General features: G+C 55.4%; 6 protein-coding genes. 4 read left to right on the top strand and 2 right to left on the bottom strand.

Annotated features, from left to right (window positions below; genetic code table 11):
* Together K0B87_04155 and K0B87_04150 are read right to left on the bottom strand one after the other, a co-directional pair.
* Positions 1 to 694 (bottom strand): radical SAM protein (locus K0B87_04155; protein MBW6513934.1); only part of this gene is annotated, 694 nt, incomplete at its 3' end.
* A 13-nt stretch (positions 695 to 707) separates the two neighbouring features.
* Complete coding sequence (locus tag K0B87_04150; protein ID MBW6513933.1) at positions 708 to 956, bottom strand: iron-only hydrogenase system regulator; 249 nt, start codon at positions 954 to 956, stop codon at positions 708 to 710.
* A 246-nt stretch (positions 957 to 1,202) separates the two neighbouring features.
* Here K0B87_04150 and K0B87_04145 point away from each other — a divergent pair, with 246 nt between their 5' ends.
* The 4 genes from K0B87_04145 to K0B87_04130 all read left to right on the top strand — a co-directional run bounded on the left by K0B87_04145 (position 1,203) and on the right by K0B87_04130 (position 7,267).
* Positions 1,203 to 2,159: a hypothetical protein gene (locus K0B87_04145; GenBank protein ID MBW6513932.1), complete on the top strand. Its 957-nt coding sequence runs from the start codon at positions 1,203 to 1,205 to the stop codon at positions 2,157 to 2,159.
* A 525-nt stretch (positions 2,160 to 2,684) separates the two neighbouring features.
* Positions 2,685 to 4,721, top strand: coding sequence for a glycogen debranching enzyme N-terminal domain-containing protein (locus tag K0B87_04140; GenBank protein MBW6513931.1), 2,037 nt, complete (start codon positions 2,685 to 2,687; stop codon positions 4,719 to 4,721).
* The gene (locus K0B87_04135; protein MBW6513930.1) at positions 4,718 to 6,058 is read left to right on the top strand and encodes a glycosyltransferase family 4 protein; all 1,341 of its coding nucleotides are present in this window, start codon (positions 4,718 to 4,720) and stop codon (positions 6,056 to 6,058) included. The genes K0B87_04140 and K0B87_04135 overlap by 4 nt, the downstream gene beginning before the upstream one ends.
* Positions 6,059 to 6,070: 12 nt before the next feature.
* On the top strand, positions 6,071 to 7,267 hold the full coding sequence (locus K0B87_04130) for a glycoside hydrolase family 57 protein (GenBank protein ID MBW6513929.1): 1,197 nt from the start codon (positions 6,071 to 6,073) through the stop codon (positions 7,265 to 7,267).
* Positions 7,268 to 7,274 lie beyond the last annotated feature (7 nt).

Below are 7,274 nucleotides of genomic sequence, written 5' to 3'. Positions count from 1 at the left end.
CGATCCCGGCCTTCATGGCGCGGTCGAGGCCGTCCAGCCTCCAGAGGAAGCTGCTTTTGGGGCCGCGGGGATGGAGTTTCTTATAGGTTTCTTCGTGGTAGGTTTCCTGAAAGATCTGGTAGGTGCCGATCCCGACGGATTTGACCGTCCGGAAGCCCTCGATGTCCTGTGGCGCTGCGTTTATGTTCACCCTTCTGATCTCGCCCTTGAGAAATTTGATGTCATAGACGGTCTGCACCGTTTCGGCGATGTATTCCGGAGAATACATGGGATGCTCGCCATATACCATGATCAGGCGCTTGTGGCCGGTCTCCACCAGGGACCGGGTCTCATGCGCCAACTGATCGTGGCTGAGGGTGGCGCGCAGGCATTCCTTATTGGAGATTCTAAATCCGCAATAGACGCAGTCGTTTATGCATTCGTTGCCCACATAGAGCGGCGCGAAGAGCACGATCCGGTTGCCATAGATCCGTTCTTTCAGTTCATGGGCTCCGTCGAGAATGAGTTGTTTCAGTTCGGGATCGCGCACGCTGAGCAGGGCGGCCGTTTCCTCCGGCTCCAGCCTGTTCTTTTCCAGGGATTTGGCTATGATTTCGCGGATCCGTGATTCCGGCGCGTTCTGCTCCCGGACTATCAGTTCCTCGATCTTTTGGGTGGGGATGAAGGATTTGACTCCCTCGATGCTGATCTTCATTATCTCTTCCTTATTATATCTTCAGGGTCATGGTCTTCACTTTGACGGAGGGGATCTGTCCCAGCTTGCCGGAAAAAGCGCCCAACTGGTCAAGATCGAGCTCCATCACCAAAAAAATCACCGAGACATTCTTGTCGCGCATGGGATAGCCCACCCGCAGCAGAATGTTTGGCGCGTATTGATGCAGGAGATCAGAGACGGGATTGAAGGCTTGGTCCCTGTCATCCACCACGAGAGTCACGATATGCCTATTTTTATCCATAGGATTATTCCTTGGCCAAATTTTGACCGGGGTGAAGGATGGAGATTGAGCGTGAGGTGAAAACAGCGTTTCCACCCTCGATGCCGGAACTTATCCCTCATCTCAGGTCTGTTGCTGGGAACCTTTTATTTGAGACACGCAAAACTGGCAAGCACTATTTATTGCTTGACAGATATGGGTGTGCGGGCAGATTAGTGCAACTTGAGTTAGTTTATTTATTTCCAATCATTTACTAGGGACTGATCCATGAAAAAGTTAATTGTGCTTATTATAATCTGCGGGGCAATATATGGAGCGATCGGAGCTGTCGCTTTCAACTGGTTTTCCCAGGGCGACGAGCGCTGGAAGGCTGAAAAGCTGGGTAGCGGCAGAAGTTCGATCGGACGGAGCGGGTGCGTCGTGAGTTGCCTCTCCATGCTGCTCAACGCCGAAGCTTCCAATCCCCGCATCACTCCGGACAGCTTGAACGACTGGCTGCGCAAGAACGGCGGTTATGCTGGGAGCCTGATGCGCTGGCAGGTGGCCGGACAGATCGACGGAGAGGGCCTGGGCCTTGAACTGGAGAGCCAGATCGCCCGGCGGAACGACTGGAAATACCTGAGCGAAGAACTGGCCAAAGGCAACAAGGTGATCGTGAAGGTCAACAACAAGCGCAGCCATTGGGTCCTGGTCGTCAAACAAGACGGGCCGCACGACAAAGCCGCCTCCTACATCGTCAACGACCCTGGAACCGACAGCTACGAAAGGCGTACCCTCGCCAATTACGGAGGGTTCAAGGCAGCCCGCTCCTATTCCGGAAATTGGCTGGACGAACAAGCCTTCGACCTCGCCACCAAGATCAACGTCGTACCCATATCCACCGATGAGATCTTCATCTACGAACTCAGCGACCTCCCCATCCCCGCCGACGTCTTCGTGACCCTGGAAAACAAACTCCAGGTGCCGATCTCTGGCTATTTCATGCTTGGGCTCTTCGACCGGGATAACAACCTCGTCGGCACCCTCGACTATGAATACGCCTCCATCGGTCCTGAGGAAAACATCGACCTGATCTATGAAATGGCCGACGTCACCCCCCTCGCCGACGACGGCTTTGACCTCCGCATCGTCTATAGCAAACACTTCAGCGCCGTCCCCTCCCTCTACGAAACCCTCGCCCTGCCAAGCCCGGGGGTCGATAATTACACCAATCCCAACTACTGATCCGCCCTCCCTTTTAACTGTCTTCCCAGCCCGGATGAATCTCCGGGCTTTGTTTTCTTCTCCTTTTCCCGCCCTTTTTCCTGATTCACCCGCCTCTTGCCCGCCTCTCCCCGAGTTCCCGCCAAACGGGCGGGTGGTCGGCGGGAGGCAAGTTGGCAATGAACGGGTTGGGTAAAAGGGCGGAATTGTAATGAATCAAGGTGTTGAGGCAGATAAAATGGCCGGCTTGAACGAGAACATCCAGCCCCAGTTGATGGATGGGGCCAAACCAGGTAAAAGCCGCTTTTCCCTTGGTGTCTTATCAATTTACTGTGAGTAAGGATGTTGTGCACTAATTCATCCAGAGATCACAAGTTTTCCCCGACCTGAATTACCCCCCCCCCAGATTAGTGGATAATAGGCCAATAAATTGCCTCGCAGACAGTTAAGCAATGATATGGAAAAAAATCAACAAAAGACTTGACGGAATAATGGGCGTGGAAAAAATTCCACACATCTGAATATCAAAGTTGTAAAGGGGATAAAGTGAATAACTATTTCATGGAAACCCACCATCACGAGTGGATCCTGACCAACCGGCTGGGCTCATACGCCCTGGGCACGGGAAACCTGATCAACCAGCGCAAATACCACGGCCTGCTGATCGCGAGCAATTCGCAGTTCCAGCGCCACCATCTGGTTGCAGGGATCGAGGAAAAGGTGGAATGGCGAGGCCAGATCGTGCATCTGGACAGCAACAACTATAGCAACTGCATCTATCCTGAGGGATTCCTCTATCTGGTGAAGCCCTGGCTGCGGCCTTATCCCATCTTCCTGTATTCCGCGCTGCCCCATCAGAACGACATTCTCATCCGCAAAGAGATAATGATGGATGCGGACACGAACACTGTCCTGCTCAAATACACCAATCTGGGCCATCACAAGCTGCACTTCTTCCTGCATCCCAAGTTCACCATGACCCCGCATCACGAGCTGAACCAACCAGGAAGCCTGGACAGGGAGCCTTTCGACACCGCCTTTGAAAATACGGAGGCCGGAAGCAGCTTCAGCGCCTCCAGGCCAGCCAACAGCCTCCGGGTGTTCGGAAGCCAGGAACGGGGCGAGGTCACGCCCAACCGCTATACCTATTACAATGTGTTCTATCCCTGGGAAGTGATGGGTGGATATCCCGGCATCGGCGACCAGGTCAGCCTCTTTGAACTGAATTTCACTCTCGGGGTCGGAGAAAGCAACGTCATCCTCTTTTCGGACCAGCCGCTCGGAGACCCGGTAAAAATAGCGGCGAGGATCGAACAGCGCTACGCGGGGCTTCCCAAACCGAAGGACTACCCCGTCGAGGCCGATAGCGACGACACCCTGATCAACAAGCTGGACCTGAACGACAATATGCTCTTCAACCATCCCGAGTATCTCCAGCTCTTGGAATTTGCCCTCAAAGACTTTGTGGCCAACGACGACATCGTGGCTGGATATCCGTTCTACGGAGCCTGGGGACGGGACACGATGATCGTCCTCAACGCTCTGCTGCGCAATCCCCAAAATCTGGATACCGTGGAAAAGATCCTGATCAAATACAGCCGCGAGCTGAGGGACGGACTGATCCCCAACATGCGCCAGGAATCAGGACGGGAAGAGAATTACGACACGGTGGACGCCACCCTGTGGTTCGTGATCCTGCTCTGGAAGCTGGGCAAGCGGAAAAAGGACATCGCCTTTTGGAAGGAAAGCATCCAGATCATCGAAGAGGTGCTCAAGAGCGTCCTTTCCAACTACAAGTACCCCTTCTTCGTGCGCAAGGACGGCCTGATCGAGCTGAAGGAGGAATTTTCCCACGCCACCTGGATGGACGTGCGCATCGACGGCAAGGCGGTCACGCCCAGGCATGGCGCGCCGGTGGAGATCAACGCCCTTTGGTACAACTCGATCTGCTGCTATGCCGCCATGTGCGACGAATACAATAATCTTTCGGAAATCCCCTACGCCCCGCTGGAGCAGATCAGCGGGCTCAGGGACCTCGTCCTCGGGTCATTCCAGAAATTCTGGGTCAATGGCTATCTGGCGGACCGCCTGGTGGGCGACAAACCCGTCGAAGAGGTTCGGCCCAACGCCATCATCGCCCTTTCCCTGCCCTGGGAACTTCTGGACAAGGATAAGATGGAGGCGGTCTGGCAGCGGGGCTGGGAGGAGCTTTACACCCCCTACGGCTTGCGCAGCCTGAGTCCCCAGCATCCCCGCTTCCGCAAGAAGTATTACGGAACCCAGCGCGAACGCGACAAGGCCTACCATAACGGCAGCGTCTGGGCCTGGCTCCTGGGCCCTTTTTGCGGGCTGTATCTCAAGATCAACCGTGGAAAAATGCCGGACACCGAGATCGCCGCCAAGCTTGGTGAACTGATCGGAACTTTCCGGAACAGCTTCCTGCGCGGGCACATCGCCTCCCTGGCCGAGGTTTGGGACGGCGACAACCCGCACTTCCCCAAAGGCGCTCCCGCCCAGGCTATCAGCGTCGCAGCGCTTTACAACATCGAATCCTTCATCGCTTCGACCGGGGGTCAGCCATGAAAGTCCTGATGTTCACCTGGGAATTTCCGCCCCTGATCGCCGGCGGCCTCGGAATGGCCTGCTATGGCATGGTCAAAGCCCTCCTGGCCCTGGGCATCAAGATCGATCTGGTGCTGCCGACCAAGGAGATGGTCTATTTCCCCCTGCGCGAGGAAAGCGACGTGGACACCTTGCCCGCGGTGTTCATGGACCCGGCCTTGCAAACCGAGTTTCTCAGCCAGAAATTCAATACCATGCACGAACGCCTGGAATACATCGGAATCAGCGCCCGGCCGGAATCATATCTCCAGCTCGGGGAACTGCGGGAGTATGTGAGCTCCGTTACCAAGGAATACTGGACCACCGAATTCGACACTGTCCAGGAACACCAGGTCTGGGAAGACATGACCTCAAACCTGATCGGCGACGAGGACCTGATCAAAAAGATCCAGGAATACACCCTGCGGGCGGAACGCTTCGCCAAGGAGCTGGACTACAACCTGATCCACGCTCATGACTGGCTCACCTATCCATCCGGCATGATCGCCAAAAAAGTATCCCAAAAGCCCCTCGTAATGCACATCCACGCCACTGAGTTCGACCGCGCCGGCGGGCCTGGCGACGAGAGGGTCCATAAAATCGAGCACGCCGGAATGATCTATGCCGACAGGGTGATCGCCGTGTCGCAATACACCGCTCAGATGATCATGTCCCGCTACCGCATCGACACTGCCAAGATCCGCATCGTGCACAACGCCTTCACCCTTTCCGACGAGACGGTTTTGGCCAAAAAGCGCCTGTTCAAGGGCCCCACGGTCCTGTTCCTGGGCCGAATCACTTTGCAGAAAGGGCCGGATTATTACCTCGAAGTGGCCGAACGCGTGCTGAGAGCGCATCCGGAAGCCAGGTTCATCATGGCCGGAACGGGCGACATGGCTCGCAAACTCCTGCGTACATCAGCTTCCAAGCGCCTCCAGAACAAATTTCTCTTCACCGGCTTTCTCAACCGCGTCCAGGTCGAGGAGATCCTCCGCGCCTCAGACATTTATGTGCTGCCCTCTGTTTCCGAGCCTTTCGGCATCTCCCCCCTCGAGGCGATGGCTTTCGGCATCACTTCCCTGATCTCAAAGCAGTCCGGAGTCGCGGAAGTGGTCAACCACGCCTTCAAGATCGATTATTGGGATGTGGACCTGATGGCCGAAACGATCAACCACCTCATCGAAAACCCCGAAAAATGCCAGCAGATCGGCCTCGACGGCATGCACGAGGTCAACAAGATCCACTGGAACGAGGCGGCGGAGAAGATCCGCATGGTCTATTCCTCGACCCTGGCGGATTTCATCAAAAGCAGTTCCTAAAAGGTGTAAGCTATGCTCAACGTTGTCTTTTACTTCCAAGTCCACCAGCCCTACCGCCTCCGGCACGTGAACGTGCTCGACATTGGCAAGAACACCGATGTCTTCGACGACCAACTGAACGGACAGGTGATGCGCAAGGTAGCCCAAAAGTCCTACCTGCCGACCAACCAGCTCCTTCTCTCCCTCATCCAGAAACTGGAGGGGAGGTTCCGCATCGCCTATTCAATTACCGGGACCGCGATCGAACAATTCAAGGCCTACAGCCCGGAAACCCTTGATTCCTTCAAAGCGCTGGCGGATACCGGCTGTGTGGAGTTCCTGGGCGAGACCTACTACCATTCCCTGGCCTTTTTGTACGACACAAACGAGTTCCTGGACCAGGTGGCAATGCACCGGGAACTGATGAAGAACGAGTTCGGCCATCACACGGAAACCTTCCGCAACACAGAATTGATCTATCAGGACAGCCTTGCGGACCTCGTCTACGAGATCGAGGGCTTCAAGACAATCATCACCGAGGGCGCCGACCGCATCCTGCAATGGCGAACGCCCCTCTATGCATATAAGAACTATTCCAAGGACATCAACCTGCTGCTAAAGTATTACCAGCTCTCAGACGACATCGCCTTCCGCTTCTCCAATCGCGATTGGCCGGAGTTTCCGCTCACCGTGGAAAAATTCGTCAACTGGATCGACCACCTCACCCTCGCCGAGAAGGAAGGACGCAACCTCTTCCTGAACCTGTTCATGGATTACGAGACCTTCGGCGAGCACCAGTGGGCCGATTCCGGCATCTTCGAGTTCATGCAGCATTTTCCGGAAGAAGTCTTGAAACGTCCCCACCTCGGCTTCGCGACCCCCAAAGAGGCTGCCGGGCTGGCCAATTACCAGCAGGAGGGCCTCTCCTTCCCGGAACCGGTTTCCTGGGCCGACGAAGAGCGCGACCTGTCCGCATGGCTGGAAAACGACATGCAGAAAAACGCCATCGAGACATTCTATCGCCTGCTGGAGCAGGTGAAACAGTCAGGCGATCCCCAATTGCTCGAAATGGCACGCAAACTAAGCACCTCTGACCATTTTTATTACATGTGCACCAAATATTTCCAGGACGGCGATGTCCACAAGTATTTCTCGCCCTACGACTCGCCCGACCAGGCCTATGTCTATTACATCAACGCCCTGGCCGACCTGGAGGAAAGGCTCCGATGAGGTTCTC

Origin of the sequence: Candidatus Syntrophosphaera sp. (genome assembly GCA_019429425.1) — a bacterium.
Classification (GTDB): Bacteria; Cloacimonadota; Cloacimonadia; order Cloacimonadales; family Cloacimonadaceae; genus Syntrophosphaera.
This window is presented reverse-complemented; position numbering and strand designations above follow the sequence as displayed.